Annotated in this window: 15 protein-coding genes and 1 tRNA gene; 8 read left to right on the top strand and 8 right to left on the bottom strand. The window is 38.5% G+C overall.

What is annotated here, in order from left to right:
• The first annotated feature begins 14 nt into the window (after positions 1 to 14).
• The 4 genes from L659_RS0106460 to L659_RS0106445 all read left to right on the top strand — a co-directional run bounded on the left by L659_RS0106460 (position 15) and on the right by L659_RS0106445 (position 2137).
• The gene (locus tag L659_RS0106460; RefSeq protein WP_007583140.1) at positions 15 to 608 is read left to right on the top strand and encodes a FlgO family outer membrane protein; all 594 of its coding nucleotides are present in this window, start codon (positions 15 to 17) and stop codon (positions 606 to 608) included.
• A gap of 13 nt (positions 609 to 621) precedes the next feature.
• A complete protein-coding gene (locus tag L659_RS0106455; RefSeq protein ID WP_024589981.1) occupies positions 622 to 1314 on the top strand; it encodes a FlgO family outer membrane protein in 693 nt (230 codons plus the stop codon).
• 7 nt (positions 1315 to 1321) lie between these two features.
• A complete protein-coding gene (locus tag L659_RS0106450) occupies positions 1322 to 1990 on the top strand; it encodes a FlgO family outer membrane protein (RefSeq protein WP_024589980.1) in 669 nt (222 codons plus the stop codon).
• Between the two features lie 72 nt (positions 1991 to 2062).
• Positions 2063 to 2137: transfer RNA gene (locus L659_RS0106445), tRNA-Arg, on the top strand.
• Between the two features lie 77 nt (positions 2138 to 2214).
• On the opposite strand, the gene L659_RS0106440 is transcribed toward L659_RS0106445, so the two are convergent.
• The 4 genes from L659_RS0106440 to L659_RS0106425 all read right to left on the bottom strand — a co-directional run bounded on the left by L659_RS0106440 (position 2215) and on the right by L659_RS0106425 (position 6265).
• A complete protein-coding gene (locus L659_RS0106440; protein ID WP_024589979.1) occupies positions 2215 to 2808 on the bottom strand; it encodes a DUF4303 domain-containing protein in 594 nt (197 codons plus the stop codon).
• Positions 2809 to 2928: 120 nt separating this feature from the next.
• Positions 2929 to 3861, bottom strand: a complete 933-nt coding sequence (locus L659_RS0106435) for an exopolyphosphatase (protein WP_024589978.1) — start codon at positions 3859 to 3861, stop codon at positions 2929 to 2931.
• 144 nt (positions 3862 to 4005) lie between these two features.
• Positions 4006 to 5454: a dihydrolipoyl dehydrogenase gene (locus L659_RS0106430; protein ID WP_024589977.1), complete on the bottom strand. Its 1449-nt coding sequence runs from the start codon at positions 5452 to 5454 to the stop codon at positions 4006 to 4008.
• An 82-nt stretch (positions 5455 to 5536) separates the two neighbouring features.
• Complete coding sequence (locus tag L659_RS0106425; protein WP_010553231.1) at positions 5537 to 6265, bottom strand: glutathione peroxidase; 729 nt, start codon at positions 6263 to 6265, stop codon at positions 5537 to 5539.
• A 112-nt stretch (positions 6266 to 6377) separates the two neighbouring features.
• Here L659_RS0106425 and L659_RS0106420 point away from each other — a divergent pair, with 112 nt between their 5' ends.
• Positions 6378 to 7280 carry a LysR substrate-binding domain-containing protein gene (locus L659_RS0106420; RefSeq protein ID WP_024589976.1) on the top strand — a complete coding sequence of 301 codons (903 nt, stop codon included), beginning with the start codon at positions 6378 to 6380 and terminating at the stop codon, positions 7278 to 7280.
• A 4-nt stretch (positions 7281 to 7284) separates the two neighbouring features.
• Here L659_RS0106420 and L659_RS0106415 read toward each other — a convergent pair whose 3' ends face one another.
• Entirely contained in the window at positions 7285 to 8478 is a 1194-nt protein-coding gene (locus L659_RS0106415) for a flagellar assembly protein FlgT (RefSeq protein WP_024589975.1), read from the bottom strand.
• Positions 8479 to 8618: 140 nt separating this feature from the next.
• On the opposite strand from L659_RS0106415, the gene L659_RS0106410 reads away from it, so the two are divergent.
• The 3 genes from L659_RS0106410 to L659_RS0106400 all read left to right on the top strand — a co-directional run bounded on the left by L659_RS0106410 (position 8619) and on the right by L659_RS0106400 (position 11887).
• On the top strand, positions 8619 to 9077 hold the full coding sequence (locus L659_RS0106410; RefSeq protein WP_008168853.1) for an LPP20 family lipoprotein: 459 nt from the start codon (positions 8619 to 8621) through the stop codon (positions 9075 to 9077).
• Between the two features lie 147 nt (positions 9078 to 9224).
• The gene (locus L659_RS0106405; protein WP_024589974.1) at positions 9225 to 9932 is read left to right on the top strand and encodes a transglutaminase-like cysteine peptidase; all 708 of its coding nucleotides are present in this window, start codon (positions 9225 to 9227) and stop codon (positions 9930 to 9932) included.
• Positions 9932 to 11887: a bifunctional diguanylate cyclase/phosphodiesterase gene (locus tag L659_RS0106400; protein ID WP_024589973.1), complete on the top strand. Its 1956-nt coding sequence runs from the start codon at positions 9932 to 9934 to the stop codon at positions 11885 to 11887. Before L659_RS0106405 ends, L659_RS0106400 begins: the two co-directional genes overlap by 1 nt.
• 22 nt (positions 11888 to 11909) lie before the next feature.
• Here L659_RS0106400 and L659_RS0106395 read toward each other — a convergent pair whose 3' ends face one another.
• The 3 genes from L659_RS0106395 to L659_RS0106385 are packed head-to-tail and all read right to left on the bottom strand — an operon-like array spanning position 11910 to position 16077.
• Complete coding sequence (locus tag L659_RS0106395) at positions 11910 to 12497, bottom strand: response regulator transcription factor (RefSeq protein WP_024589972.1); 588 nt, start codon at positions 12495 to 12497, stop codon at positions 11910 to 11912.
• A gap of 23 nt (positions 12498 to 12520) precedes the next feature.
• On the bottom strand, positions 12521 to 13942 hold the full coding sequence (locus L659_RS0106390) for an HlyD family type I secretion periplasmic adaptor subunit (RefSeq protein ID WP_024589971.1): 1422 nt from the start codon (positions 13940 to 13942) through the stop codon (positions 12521 to 12523).
• Positions 13939 to 16077, bottom strand: a complete 2139-nt coding sequence (locus tag L659_RS0106385) for a type I secretion system permease/ATPase (RefSeq protein ID WP_024589970.1) — start codon at positions 16075 to 16077, stop codon at positions 13939 to 13941. Before L659_RS0106385 ends, L659_RS0106390 begins: the two co-directional genes overlap by 4 nt.
• Between the last annotated feature and the right edge of the window lie 114 nt (positions 16078 to 16191).

Below are 16191 nucleotides of genomic sequence, written 5' to 3'. Positions count from 1 at the left end.
AGAGGATGGCAATTATGCGCCTTTTACTGCCTTTATTATTTTTAAATTTAGCTGCTTGTAACTTGGTGCCGCCGCCAGAACCAAGTGTGCCTACAGATGCACCTAAAGCAGCCATGGCTCCTTTTACGGTTAATGACTATGTAGTTAATTTAACGTCGCAACTTAACCACCTAAACGGAGCATTAAATGCTAATGCACGTGTTGGCGTTAGTAGCTTCTTTTATGCAGATGCACTAGATACAAAATTAGTGACAGGGCAAGCCTCAGGCTTAAGTCAGCAGATCCAAGAAAGTCTGCTTACACAATTTACTCAACTGGGTTATCACACCGTTGAGTACAGACTTGGGAATAACCTCTCTTTATCAGAAAACTCAGACAGTATTTTAAGTCGCGATTTAAGTAAATTACGTAATCGCCAAAATATTGACTTAGTTATCACAGGAACAGTGACTCGTCAGCAGCATGCATACATAGTTAATGCACGACTTGTGAATATAGAAAATAAACAGGTGCTCTCTGCGGGAAGTACCGAGATCCCAATTAATGTAATGTGGGGCAATGAGAAAATTCAGCAGCGTGACGGACTTTTATACCGAAGCGAATACTAATTTGGAGCACAAAATGAAAAACCTATTAATTACATTATGCTTACCACTGGGCTTTGGTTGCTCTCAAATACTAGGCACAATGAATACAGACACCGCAACACCACAAAGTGAGCAAAGCAACCAACTGGTGAGTAACCAACGCGACGTTGCAGCACCTGTTTCTGACGATAACTTATTTCAGTCAGGAATGGCTCCACAAGATAACTACACAAAAGCAACACCGCCAATGCGCAAAAATATTAACCATTATGTGCGCGGCATAATGCAAGACATGGTTGAAAACTTACAGTACGTAAGTGAACAAACACCGTTAGCTGTTTCGAGTTTTATTTTTTTAGATGAAGACTACAACGATGGTAGCTTACTAGGAAACCAAATTGCAGAAAGCTTCATGCATGAATTACACAGCTTTGGTGTACCCGTTATTGATTTTAAAACAACTGATTATATGCGTGTTACCTCAACAGGCGACTTTGTATTTAGTCGCGACTATTTAGAGCTAAATCAAGATCAAAACTTTAAGTATGTACTAGCCGGTACACTTGTAAACCATCAAGGTGGTGTACTTGTTAATGCACGTATTGTTGGGCTAGAAAGTAAGGCCGTGGTAGGTTCTGCACAAGGGTTTATTCCACAGTCGGTTGTTGATGCGCTTAATAGTAGCTATCGCACTGATGGCATAATGTTAAAACAAGCAAGCAAGTGAGATAATTATGTATAGTAAATTATTTAACCGCTTTATCATTTTTTTTACTTTAGTTAACTTAGCAGGTTGTGCCTTTACTCAAAATAATGAAAGTGCTGAAATGAATGCATCTTCAACCACACAAGTAAATTATGACTTAGCAAGCATGCTTAAAACAGCCGAGCAAAAATCAACTCAAGATAATGTTAACGGCAATCAATTTACACCACTTAAACACCATAAAACACTTGCTAACTATGTAGAGCAAATGGCGCTTGATTTGGTTGATACGCTTGAGTTTGAAAGTGATACCAACGCCAATATTAATATTGCCGTTACTACCTTGGTCGATCTTGATTCATCGCTTACTAAAAGTAATCAATTGGGTAATCAAATATCTGAGACGTTAATTCATCAGTTACAAAAGTTTGGTTATGGCGTGGTTGATTTTAAAACCACTCAAACAATAGATGTAAATAGTCGTGGTGATTTTGCTTTCTCGCGTGATATTGAAAAGCTTAGCGAAGATCAAATGGCGAGCCATGTATTAGCGGGTACATTAATTTATCGCAGTGATGCTGTTGTTGTAAATACACGTGTAATTAACGCGCATACAAAAAAAATTGTCGCGAGTAGTCGAAAACTAATCCCAATTTATGTACTAAATAAAGAAGATATATACTTATCAAGCAATTAAGTTCAGTTGTCGCTTGATATAAAAAACCAGATGCCGTTATAATTCACACTTCTAAGCACACAGCTTATTTGTGGCCTCTTAGTTAAATGGATATAACGGCCCCCTCCTAAGGGGCAGTTGCAAGTTCGATTCTTGCAGGGGCTACCAATAAAATCAATGAGTTATATTTTAACCTCCCTCCCTTATACTTTGTGTATATCGTATATGTAGTAGTGTTGCACTTTTTAATTGAAGGCGTTTAAAGCTTCTTGCTCGCATTTTTCACGCTCTGTAATCATGGCTTCAAAGTCAGTTTGAATTTGTGCTAGAACAGTTGGTGGGTTAAGTCGTTTGATTCTTTTAAATTGAATACTTTCTTCTTCATTATAGGCGAGTATTGCTAAAGTAATTTTTTCGCGTTCGATACCATTTGAAAATATTCCTTCGGTATCTAATTGTATGAGCACTTTCTCCATGGTTGTAAGCCATTGATGCCAATTATCCATTGCTTCTATATCTGATTGAAACAAATCAATGCTGTTTTCTAGTTTTTGACACTCTAGAGTTGTTTCATCAAAGTATTCGGAATAATCCTCAAGCGTGGGGTAGTCTTCTGGATTCCATTTAGCCATGTAAAAACTACTTACATCATTGCCGTACTCTTCTTCAAATACTTTTTTTAAATCCGATAAGGTATTAAACATTGGAAGTAGTGAGTAGCTACCTGTGTGGTAAAAGCCCATTACATAAAGATCGTTACCGTATTTTTGTATAATGTTTTTAAACGCTTTTTTGGTATCTTGATAAAGTGTTTTTTCGAAGTTTTTAGTATCTAACATGAGGTCATTATTTCTTTTATTATTACAGAAATTTATATGAAAAAGAGATCGATTAAAGCTCACTCTACTAAAATAAAATAACCAGAGCTATTATATGACTCTGGTTATTGTAAGTTAATATTAGCCATCACTTGTAATCGTATTGATTAGCTCACTAAGTACGGCTTCAGATTTACTTGTTTCTACTTGGCAAGTACCTGCATTTAAATGGCCACCACCGCCGTATTTAAGGCACAGTTCGCCAACATTCGTGTTTGAGCTGCGGTTAGTGATTGATTTACCAACGGCATAAACTACGTTTTGTTTTTTAAGGCCCCACATTTTATGAATCGAGATATTGCAGTCGGGGTACATTGCATAAATAACAAATCGGTTTGTGGCGTAAATTGTTTCTTCTTGGGTTAAATCAAGGACCACTAAGTTTTTATGGACGGTAGCGCATTGAGAAATTTGCTCTTTGGCTTTTTCGTTATGCTCGTTATATAAAGCAACACGTTCGGCTACGTCTTCCATTTGTAGGATTTCTTCGATGCTCTGATCTTTACACGCATCAATCAGTTTCATCATTAATTGGTAATTTGAAATTTTAAACTCGCGAAAACGGCCAAGTCCAGTTCGCGCATCCATAATAAAGTTCATTAAGACCCAATCGGTTGGGTTTAATATTTCGTCTTTTGAAAACTGAGCAGCATCGCCTTTATCTACCGCGTCCATCATTTCAACAGAAATATTTGGAAGTTTTTCAGCGCCGCCATAATAGTCATAAACTACGCGAGCTGCTGATGGGGCTTCTGGATCAATAATATGATTTTTTATGTCGCTTGAGTTACGAACGGTTTCGCTAAGGTGATGATCAAATGCGATGTGACAGCCTGCAACGTAGGGGAGGTTGGTCGTAATATCGTTTTCGGTAATGTCTATTTTGCCATCTTGCATGTCTTTTGGATGAACAAACAAAATATCGTCAATTAGGTCTAAGTCTTTAAGCAATACGGCACAAACTAAGCCATCAAAATCGCTGCGAGTGACTAGTCTAAATTTATTATTGGGCATAGCTATTCCATCTTTTTAATTGAATTACCAATTAAGTGTAACAGCTAAATTTTTTTTTGAGAGGTCAGCTTAAAAAAATTATAAAAAAAAGCCAAAACGTTAGTTTTGGCTTTTGCTAGCAAGTTTGTATGTGTGGCAAATAGTTTATGCGCCTGGGCCACATTCCATACATGAATTTACAATGTCTGGGCCAAATTTAAGTTTGGCGTTTAAATCGCGAAGGGCGGTACGTAACCCTTCTTCAATTACTGGGTGGTAAAATGGCATCTCAAGCATTTCTGGTACGGTCATTTTGTTTTGTACAGCCCATGCTAGTAAGTGAGCGATGTGTTCGGCTTGTGGGCCAATAAATTCTGCACCTAAAAATAAGCCTGTACCTTGCTCTGCATATACACGCATATGACCTTTGTTTTTAAGCATTACTCGGCTACGGCCTTGGTTTTCAAAGCTGACTTCGCCTACTTCAAAACAACCACATGGGCCTAAACGGTCGGTAATTTGCTTGTAGCTTTCGCCTACCATTGCTATTTGTGGGTCGCTAAATACAGCTGCAATTTTAGCTCTGCGCAGACCTATACGCACATCTGGGAAGCGCCCGGCATTTTGACCTGCAATAGCACCTTGGTCTGATGCTTCGTGTAACAATGGGAGCATGTTACTCGCATCGCCTGCTATAAATATGTTCGATTCACCACACTGCATTGTGTGTGTGTCTGCGTGCGGTACGCCGCGTTCATCAAGTTCAATGCCTGTGTTTTCAAGGCCTAGTTTATCTACGTTAGGTACTCGGCCTGTGGCTGCAAGTACGTAGTCAAACTGTTCGGTGTGTTTTTCACCTTGTTTGTCGGTGTAAGTTAGCTGTGCTTTGTCACCAACTTGCATCATGTCAGATACGTTTGAGTCGGTATCTACAAAAAATTCTTCAGCAAAAACAGTATTTGCATAGTCTTTTACTACTGGGTCTGTAAGTGGGCCAATTGCGCCGCCTACACCAAATAGTTTTACATTTACGCCTAGTCGGCTAAGTGCTTGGCCAATTTCAAGACCTATTACACCAGGGCCAAATACAGCGACTGATTCTGGTAGGTCATCCCAATCAAATACGTCGTCGTTTATAATAAGTTTGTCGCCAAAGTTATTAAATACGCCTGGGTACGAAGGGCGTGAACCGGTGGCAATTACAAAGCGTTTTGCTGTAATAATTGTGTGGTCGTCTATTTGTATGCGGTTTGTGTCTAAAAATTTAGCGTAACCACGAATTTTATCACCATCTGGTAATTCATCTACGGCTTCTACTACGAATCCTGCAAAACGATCTCGTTCACTTTTAACGCGTGCCATAACTGCTTTGCCATCAATGATAGGCTTTGAGCTATGAACACCAAATGCAGGTGCCATTTCAATTGCGTGTGCAGCTTCAGCGGCTGCAATCAATAACTTACTTGGCATACAACCAACACGTGCACATGTGGTGCCGTATGGGCCTGATTCGATCATTAATACATTTTGTGTGAACTGTTTAGCATTACGATAAGCACTTAAACCAGCAGTGCCTGCGCCTATAACAACAACATCGGTTTGCAATTCTTTCATAGTATTTTTTCCTCTAATAAATAGGGGCATAAAAGCCCCTATTTTTTACCTACTAACGTTAGGTATTTAATTTACTTATTAATTAAGCAAAGTATTTTTCTAAGTCGTCCGAACCACCGATGTGTTTACCACCAATGAATATTTGTGGAACAGTGTCACGACCAGATACAGCTTTTAAACTTGTTAGTGATGCGCCTGCACCCATAACAATCTCTTCATATGCGAAGCCTTTTTCTGCAAGAAGCTCTTTTGCTTTTTTACAGAAAGGACAGCCAGGTTTAGTAAAGATGCTTACTGGTTCTGGTTTAGCTTGCTTAGGGTTGATGTAATCAAGCATTGTGTCTGCATCAGATACTTCAAACGGGTCACCTGGTAAATCTGGTTCGATGAACATTTTGTCAATCACGCCATCTTTAACAAGCATAGAGTATCTCCAGCTGCGCTTACCAAAGCCTAGGTCGTTCTTGTCTACTAACATGCCCATGCCGTCAGTAAATTCGCCGTTGCCGTCTGGTAATAAAGTAATGTTTTGCGCTTCTTGATGTTCAGCCCATGCGTTCATTACAAAGGTATCGTTTACTGATAAACATACAATTTCGTCAACGCCGTTTTGCTTAAGTACGCCTGCTAATTCGTTGTAACGTGGTAAGTGAGTTGATGAACATGTTGGTGTGAATGCACCTGGTAGTGAAAACACTACAACAGTTTTACCTTTAAAAATGTCATCTGTTGTTACTGATTTCCAATCGTTATTTTGACGAGTTGCAAATGTAACACTTGGGATTGTTTGACCTTCGATATTGTTTAACATAGTTTTTGTTCCTCTTGATTTGTTGATAGCCATTATGGTGAATAATTAAATATAGTTCCAATCGTTTGTTTGTATTAAACTGATAGTTATAAACTATCACATAGAGCTGAATATGAACTTAAAAGATTTTGAATATGTAAAAGCAATAGCGCAATATAAACATTTTCGCAAAGCTGCCGATGCATGTTTTGTAAGCCAGCCTACATTAAGTGGTCAAGTAAAAAAACTCGAAAATGAGCTTGGCGTTACTTTGTTTGATCGCTCAACCAAGCAAGTTACCTTAACAGCAAAAGGTGAACGTTTGTTGACGCAAATAGAGATTATTTTAGAACAAACGCAAATACTCAAAGAACTTGCTGCTACTTCTAACGAGCCTCTACAAGGTAAATTAACTATTGGTATTATTCCTACCATTGCGCCTTACTTGTTGCCTGCGTTATTAACATCGATGAAAGCGGCATTTATTGATAGCCAGTTTTCGTTTATTGAGATGCAAACAGCAACAATTTTAGAAGCTTTAAACAAGGGTGAACTCGACTTTGCTATTTTAGCCGATGTGCCAGAGCTTATTAATTACCATACGGTTGCTTTATACAAAGAAGATTTTTTAGTGGCGGTATCACACGATAACGCGCTGTCTAAGCATAAAAAAGTAGCGCTGAGCGATCTTCAAGGATGCAGCCTATTAATGTTAAGTGATGGTCATTGCTTTAAAGATCAAGCCCAAAAGTTTTGTTTTTCTGCAGGAGTCGATGTATCTAACCAGTATAAAGGTAATAGTTTAGAAACATTATTAGCGTTAGTGGCCATGGATGACGGTATTACATTTGTACCAAAGTTGGCATGTACCGACCGTGTAGGGATTGATTACTTGCCTATATTCCCTAATCAGCAGCGTAATGTGGTGTTTGCATGCAGAAAGCATTATCCGCATTTATCTGGTGTAGAACAATTGGGCGAGTGGTTATCGGCTCACCCTAATTTAAAAGCTAAATTAACTAAAAAAGTTAATTAAATATTTAAAGGTTTTGGCTGATTATTTCTACAACATCGTTAATTTGCACGCCAGGTAGTGGTTTGTCATTAATACTGACAGCTACAGCAGTTTGCTGATAAAGCTGTTCTACACGGATTTTATTAAGTGTGGTAATAGTGTGCGGCATAACATTACCTGCGGCATCGGTTAAATAGTTATGGTGAGCAATGCTTAGCATCTGGCCTTTTTTCAAACCATGAGCTTTGCCTAAATTAATAACTATTTTGCTGTTTTCCATATGCATTATTTTACCTTGTGTAGGTAAACAAGCCATGGCAGCTTGAATGTCATAACTTACCGCTTGATTGATATCGGTTATGCTTTGCCCATAAGGCGATTGCCAAAACCTATCACTATTAACGTCAACTATGGCTGTTTTTTCAAATGGCCAAATTGCTTGAGTATGGTAACTATTTTGCCAAAGTTGCTCATAGGTAGTGCCATCAAACAGTGCAAACTCAATGTTGTAACTGCGCTCATACGCCTCGTCTTGCCAAAATGCATAATCGTTATTGAGTTTGTCGCTAGTCGAAAGGCTGGTTATTTGGCTAAGCAGAACATATTGAGCGTTACTTCGCGAAGATATTTCTTCTAATTGAGCGTTTGAATAGTCGTGCTGCTGCGAAAAGTACTTATCAACGCTTATTGCATTATTATAGTAAGCAATAGGTACTGCGCTCATTTTTGATTTTTGCAGGGAAGTAAAAATATTTTTGCTAATCGCTTTGCTTACGTCAAATATTTGACCCATTTTGGCGTGTTCACGATGAACAAGTTGGCTTTGTGTAACGGCCACAAACTTATTAAAACTATTTTGTGGGCATTGCTCTGTTTGAGAAAAAATATCGAGTCGTAATGTAACGGCAAATTTATTGTCGTATTTATTTTCGCTGACCAGTTCAATTTTTTGAATTTCGCCGTGGCTGCTAATTTTTAGCTGATCTTGCATTAACACGCCATCTACCAGGGTTTGTACAGAGCTAACCCGTGCGCCAGAGAACACTAACGCTTGTGTAATCGCATCTTTTATAGCGGCAGATTTAGCCGCGCTTGTATCACCATTTTGAACGTTCGCATGGCCCGTTGATTCATACCACTGCGCTTTAGTAAAAGTGGAGAACGTTAATAATGCCGTTGCACTTAACCCTGCAAATGCCAATGATAAAAACGACTTCATACTTTTACTCCAATTAAACGTTAGCTATTAACTAGGTAGAGCAAGGACTGTACCAATGTTATTTGGTAATTATTAGTAATGCTATAAATGGCATTAAACGTGCATATGTACTGCTAATTACTATACAAGGGCTAAATGCTATGCGAGCAATTTCATTACTTATTACACTTGGGTGTTTAACCTTAGGTGGTTGTAGCAGCGTTTTTGATAAGCATGTTGAATATAAATATGTAGAGCCAAATAATTACCCCGTTTTAAAAGCGATAGGGTATGCACCTATTAGCTTGCAAAAAGGCGCTAACGCGTCGCAAAAACAACTTATGGCCATTAAGGCTTCTAAGCTTGAAGCTTACCGCGAGCTTACTGAGCAAGTATATGGGCAAAAAATTACCGCAGGAACAACGGTGGAAGGTTCAATTGCTCAAGACGATTACTTAGAAAGTAAAGTGCAGGGGCTTATTAAAGGTGCACAAATAATTAAAACTTACGCGGTAGATGACACTTACGTGACCGAGCTTGAGCTTAATATGAAGCGTGTGCACGATTTATACATAGGTGAAGTAAAACCACGCGAAGTTAAAAAAGTAACTTATTACTAAATAACCCAGTTGATTAAAAAAGTTATTCAAAATATCTCATCCTCTTATATTGAGTGCTATGCTGTTGTTAGGATTAATTTTTAAGCAGATTGCGTAGTGCTCAACAGATGTATTTTATTGCCACTTATATTAACAGTGGCTCTGTAAATGGCGTTTAAGCCAACTCATTTAAATCCTAAATTATTTATATGGTGCAAAGCCAATTTGCGCTACCTATTACTGTTTTTTGTACTCTCTAGTGGTGTGCTTGCAAGCCGACTAACTATTCAATTTAATACCTTTATTGAGCTGATGGGTCAAAAATATGGACCTGCGCGAGCGGCTGTTGCACGTAACTGGCAAAGTATGTTGGTACAAACTCAAAACAAACCAGAGCAACAACAAATTCTTATTGTTAATGATTTTTTTGCGCGTAATTTACGCTACCAAACTGATATTTTGCTATGGAAACAAAACGATTATTGGGCAACCCCTTTAGAAACGTTAGGCAGAGGCCTAGGTGATTGTGAAGATTACGCAATAGCAAAGTATATAAGCTTGAGAGCCCTAGGGGTGAGTGACGACAAGTTACGCCTTATTTATGTAAAAGCAAAAATTGCGGGCACTAACAAAACGCAAGCACATATGGTGTTAGGTTATTTTGCTACACCAAACGCTCAGCCACTTATTTTAGACAGTTTAATAACAAAGGTTTTACCTGCTGCAAAACGTGTAGATTTAAGCCCTGTTTTTAGCTTTAACAGCCAAGGTTTATGGGCTAATAATTCAACCAAAAGTGTAGCCAGCCCAACAGCAAGACTTTCACGCTGGCGTAAAATTTTGGAGCAGACAACCAAAGAAGGAGTTATGTGGTAATGGCATCATTTTCCTTATCTAAGTATCTTAAAAAACGAAAAATAACACTCAGGCAAGAGCTGTGGATTGCATTATTAATTGTTATTTTTGTAGGCTTTATAAGTAGTGTTTTAATTAGCACTAATTCGGCTAAAAGTTATTTTTCGACCCAGCTGTACTTAAAAAATGTAGATAACGCCAGTTCACTCGCGTTAATGATCAGCCAATTAGACAAAGACCCTGTTGAGCTTGAATTATTAGTATCGGCCACATTTGATACCGGTCACTATAAGCGAATAGAACTACAAAACCCTAATGGTGAGGTGATTGTTAAACGCACGTTTACCGATGAACTCGAAGCGACGGCTCCGCAGTGGTTTAGAGCAATGTATGGATTAAATGTACAGCCAGGGGTTGGGCAAGTAAATGATGGTTGGCAGCAGTTTGGTACTTTGTTTATAGAAAGCCATAGTCAATATGCTGAGCAAGCCTTATGGGAAAGTGCGCTTAAATTATTTTTTAGTTTTTTAATTGTCGCTTTTTTTGCTTGTATAGTTAGTGCTTACTTTTTAAGTAGGATTTTAAAACCATTAGATGATGTTGTGTATCAGGCTAATGCATTTGGTGAAAAACGTTTTATTAAATCCACTGTTCCTCGTACATTTGAGTTTGCACGTTTAGTGCAGTCTATGAACCAATTATCTACCCGTTTTAGTCGTATTATTAAAGAAGATAGTAAACGTTTAGAAGAGCTTAGATTTAAATCGCAACACGATGAGCTAACTGGTTTAGCAAATAGAGAATACTTTGGTGCAACGCTTGAGGCTCACTTACAAAAATCGAAAGATCATGCCCATGGTGCTTTGTTTTTATTTAGGGTTGTAAACCTCGATCGCGTAAGTGAGGAAGTGGGACGAGTAGAAATGGTTAACTTTCTACGTCGATTTTCACAGATGTTGGTTAGCTTCTTAGAGAGCAACCAAGAACACTTTTCTGAAAATTACATTGCACGTATTTCTCACAGCGATTTTACAGTTTTATTTAGTGATATTGATGATATTCAAGCAATCAGTGAACGTATTTTATTGATGCATCAATCGTTTGTTGAAGAGTATAAAAACGTTAAGCTAGCGATACCTCACAGCTGTACTTATATTCAAAAAGACGACACGCGATTTGATGTATTAAAGCGTGCGGATGAACTTTTAAAATCATCGGGTAAACGATCTGATGTACAAGCAAAAGTAGCTCAAATCAAGCAGGAAAGTGAGCTGTTTGATAATGCAACTAGCTGGAAAAATGCCATAGAAAAGGCACTCAACAATAATAATTTAGAAATAAATACTTATCCAGTAACTAGCTTTACAGGGCAGGTAATGCAAAATCAATTAGGGTTGAGCCTAAAGCTTGGTGGGCAAGTATACCGTGCTAGTTACTACTACCAGTGGGCTAATCGATTAAAGTTATTAGCGCGTTTAGATTGGGGTTTAATTAAGGCGTTGGTGGCTCATTATAGTATTGAGCCACCAAGTGAACTGATTTCGGTTGAATTATCTGCTCAAACGTTACTTGATGATGCTGCACTTGCTTCGATTCTTACGTACCTTTCGGCGTTTCCTGATTTAGCCTCTAAAATTTGTTTTGATATTCGTGAAAGTATTGCCGTTAGCGAAATTGAGATATTTAAAGATTTTTGTGAGCAGGCTCGATGTATGGGCGCTAAGGTAGCATTAAAACGTGTGGGCCCTGAATTTACTAAAATTAATAAAATTCAGGAGTTTGGGCTTGAAATGATTAAGGTTGATAGCGTTTACGGACACAATATTAGTTACAGCCAAGATAACCAAACATTCTTGCGGGGAGTGTGTACGTTAGCGCATTCTATTGGCATTAAAGTGGTGGCTCAAGGTGTAACAAGCCAAGATGATATAGATACGCTTATTAACTTAGGTTTTGATGGGGTTATTAAAGAGTAAGTAATAGGCATTAACTGTGCGGTTAATGCCCTTTTACAACTAACATTAATTGAATACGGTCGCGAACTTTTAGCTTATTAAATATAGAGCTCATATGCTCTTTAATTGTGCGTTCTGTAATATTTAAAGATTCTGCAGCTTGCTTATTAGTTGCACCTGTTACAACAATATCGACTACTTGACGTTCTCGCTTTGTGAGTACATCAAGCTCGCATGTGCTCGCATATTTAAACGGTGTATTTGATAAAGCTCCTACTAAGTTAGATAGTAATTGCCCAGGTAACCATATTCCGCCAGCACAAATTGTCTCCAGTACTTGTTCAATAATTACTTTAGTAGCGAGTGCTTCTACGTACCCCCTAGCTCCTGCTTCAAGCGCACTTCTTAGTTGATTTATTTCTAGTTCGTTGGTCATAACTATAACCAGTAAACGTTGCTGAGAATACTTTTTAACAAGCTCAAGCCAATTAGGTGTGCCGGCCAAAACCCAAATAATACTTGATGCCGTGACTCTGTTTGGTTCTTTTGTGCATATTAAACAACCAGGAAACGCTGTATGCCAGTGTTTCGATTCAAATTCAGGCTGTGTAATAAAAATACTTTGGCGCATTACTTCTCCATTTATAAAATGTTTTAACGCTCTGTCATTGCTTGCGATGTAGCTCTAAGAACCGGTTTTAAAATATACTCAAGTACGGTTTTTTTACCGGTAATAATATCCACTTGAGTGGTCATTCCTGGAATAATAGTCAGCTCTTTTGAAAAATTATTTTTGGTGGTTTTTAGTTGCACCAAATAAAAGGTATTCTCGCGGTCATCTGTAATTGTATCGGCGCTAATATGTAATACTTCGGCTTCAAGGCCACCATATACGGCAAAGTCGTAGGCACTAAATTTTATCATTGCAGATTGACCAGGGCGTAAAAATGCAATGTCTTTAGGCGGGATTTTTGCCTCTACTACAAGTTGAGCGTCAAGCGGGACAATTTCCATAACATCACTACCTGGCTGTAAAATACCGCCAACTGTATTAACTAATAATCGTTGTACAGTGCCTTTAACAGGAGAGCGTATTTCAGTTTGAGTTACTTTATCGGCTAAGCCAGATTCAGTTTCTTTAATTGAATCTAGTCGCAGTAGCGCTTCGGAGAGTTCATTGTTCCAGCGGTTAATCATAACGAGCTCAACTTCGGTTACCTTATTTTTAGCTTCGTTAATGGCCGAAAGACTCCTATTTATAACTGCCTTGGTTCTGTTTATCTCGCCGTTTAAATCAACTATTTGACGCTCTAAACGAATAATATCTATATCCGAAATGGCACCGGTGCGTAACAATGGACGGGTCACTTTAAGCTCCCTGTTTGTTAAGTGTAGCGCACTGGTATGCTGCTGAAGTGCCGCTTTTGCTTCAATATAATCTTGGTGTCGCTGTTCTAGTTGGCGTTTGTGAATACTTACCTGTTGCTCCAACTCTTGGCTGTTACTCAAATAAAGAGAGCGTTCGTGTTGAACCACCTGAGGTGCATTTTTTATAACATCTTCGTTAAATACGAGCTCCTTTTTTTGAGTGAGCGCTCTGAGCCTCGCAACTTTTGCACTTAACGATTCAACCTTGGATTGATTTTCCCTAAAGCTAGAAATAAAGCGGGTAGGGTCTATTTTAATGAGTACATCACCCTCGTTTACTATTTGGCCTTCTCGGACATTTATTTTTTCGACCATACCACCATCATAAGATTGAATAAGCTGTAATTTATTAGAGGGAATAACACGACCCTCGCCACGAGCAACTTCATCTAAATTAGCAAAGCCAGACCACACAATGAGGCATATAAACGTTAAACAAATTAAATAAAGCAGTAACCTAGCGCTTGCTGGCTCTTGCTGCATTTTTTCCCACTGTGCATCTACTACCCAGTCTTGAGTATTTGGCGGTGAGATCCATCCTTTAAATAGTTTATTAAATACGGATGGCTTACCTTGTTTTCTTGCTTCTATTGCTTTGCTAACAGATTCAAAAGAGCGTTGTTCAAGTGGTTTTTTGTTATCACTCATGAGGCTTGCTCCACGGTTTTATTATTTAACGCCGCAATTACTTTTTGTTTTGGTCCATCAGCAACTACTTTTCCGTTATCTAAAACTATAATACGGTCAACAAGCTCGAGTAATGATGAGCGGTGAGTCACTACAATTAGGGTTTTATCTTTAGAATAATTTTTTAAATTGTTAATAATTTTACTTTCACTATTGTGATCTAGCGATGAGGTTGGCTCATCTAGTAATAGTATTGGTGGGTCGTTAATTATGGCTCTTGCCATACCTACAGCTTGGCGTTGCCCTCCTGATAATTGGCGGCCTTGCTCGCCTACTTGTAAATCAAATCCGTCTGGGTGCGAATTAATTAAATCAAATAATTGGCTTCGCTCACAGGCTTCAATAATTTGCTCGTCTTTGGCATGCCAAGCGCTTATCGTAAGGTTGTCTTTTAAGGTCCCATAAAACAGGGCTACGGTTTGCGGTACATAACCAATATTATGGCGAAGCTCTGCAGGGTCAATTTGATGTATATCGTTATTGTCCATCAAAATTGCTCCTGAACAGGGTTCATATAGCCCTAAGATAAGCTTTTCTAATGTACTTTTACCAGAGCCATTACGTCCTAAAATTGCGACTTTTTCACCGGCTTTAATTTTAAAACTAACGCCGTTGAGTGCATTATGAGATTCGTCAGAGTATTTAAAGCATACATCTTTAAATTCTATATCGCCCTTTAAAATAGGGTGTCTTAACCAATGCTTACCAGGTGGGCGCTCGACCTCTTTTTCCATAATCTCATTTAGTGATTGCATTGCTATTGCGGCATGATGATATTGCGCTAAAACAGCGGCTGACTGCCCAATAGGGCCCATAGCACGAGATGATAATAAGTAGGCTGCAATTAATCCGCCTTGAGTTAGCTCACCTTCAATAACGAGGTGTACGCCTATTATCATTATTATCACGCCTACACATTGCTGTATCCACGATGCTGTATTTGATATAGAGCTAGAAACGAGTCGACTTTGTGCGTTTACTTGCGCAATGTAAATGGTCGACTTTTCCCATACAGATTGTGTTTTACACTCTGAGTGAAAGCTTTTTACATCTTCAATATTGGTTAAACTTTCTACTAATACTGCATTTCGCATTGAGCTTGCTTTCATTGTTTGCTCTGAAAGGGCTTCAAGTTTGCGGTGTGCGGCTATAGCGTAAGCTAATAATATAAGTGCGCCCGCGATAATGGGTAAACTTAGAGGTACGCCAATAATGGCGATAACAATTAAATATAAAACTACGAATGGTAAGTCGACTAATGCGACAAGCGTTATGGAGCTAAAAAAGTTACGTACAGCTTCAAATGATTGAATATTGCTAGCAAAGGAGCCAGCTGATGATGGACGGTTTTTTAGTTTCATACCTAATACCCGCTCCATAATTACAGCCGATACTTTGACATCTATTCTGCTTGCAGCAAGCTCTACAAAATAGCCTCTTACTAAGCGTAAAACAAAGTCAGCAGTGAGTGCTATTAAAATACCAATGGCAAGTACCCAAAGGGTTTCTGTTGCATGGTTAGGCACTACGCGGTCATATACATTCATTACAAATAAAGGCATAGCAACCGACAAAAAGCCCAAAGCAATAGCTGAAATGATTACGTCTTTATAAAGTGAGCGGCATTCTTTAATTACTCCCCAAAACCATCCGTCTTTTGATAGTTTTTCAAGTACAGGTGTTCGCTCATCAAATGCAAATTCTGGTTGTGCATAAATAATTAAACCAACACTGTTGCCTGCTAATTCATCAATGCTTTGTTCGATAACTGATTCGGTAAGCTCTGGGTAAATTACACTCACCACCTGCTTATCGTAATCAATAGAATTAATAACACAGGCTTGATTGTCTTTTAAAATTAAGATGGCAGGCAGTAGTGCTGTATTAATTTTTTGTAGTGGCTTATTAACTACTTTCGATTTAAAGCCAATGCGCTTAGCTGCGCGCGAAAAACCTGATGGAGTAAGATTTCCATCAGTTAGAGGAAGTCCATTTAATAGTGCTTCTCTTGAAAACTCTTTATCATGATGGCGACATAAAACTGCTAGGCAGTCAACGAGTATGCCACCATGATCAAGTACATCGTTTAATTCCATAAACCATCCAATGTTATGTAGAACTGCATGCGGTTGTTACTACTAAACCTAAACTCGAGAAATAAATTTAGCTTAAATATTTCAAGCCGAGTTTAGGTTATTTACATAACGTTA

Source organism: Pseudoalteromonas sp. S8-8, assembly GCF_000497875.1.
GTDB classification, from domain to species: Bacteria; Pseudomonadota; Gammaproteobacteria; order Enterobacterales; family Alteromonadaceae; genus Pseudoalteromonas; species Pseudoalteromonas arctica.
This window is presented reverse-complemented; position numbering and strand designations above follow the sequence as displayed.